1 pseudogene is annotated in these 268 nt (G+C 65.7%); it reads left to right on the top strand.

The features are described from left to right. Nucleotides 1–268, top strand: a pseudogene (locus JI666_RS22090) (quinone-dependent dihydroorotate dehydrogenase); the annotation flags it as partial.

Consider the following 268-nt stretch of genomic DNA (forward strand, 5'->3'; position numbering starts at 1 on the left):
GATCTGAACGATCAGGAATTGTCCGACATTGCCGGCGTGGCGGTCGAATGCGGTCTGGACGCGGTAATCGCCACGAACACCACGCTGGACCGCGAAGGTCTGAAAAGTGCGCATCGGGGCGAGGCAGGCGGGCTTTCCGGCGCGCCATTGTTCGAAAAATCCACCCGCGTGCTGGCCCGCCTGTCGCAGCTTCTGGACGGGCGCGTGCCCTTGATCGGCGTGGGCGGGATCGCCTCGGCCGACGACGCCTATGCCAAGATTCGCGCCG

Source organism: Bacillus sp. NTK071 (assembly GCF_017303315.1).
Classification (GTDB): Bacteria; Bacillota; Bacilli; order Bacillales; family Guptibacillaceae; genus Guptibacillus.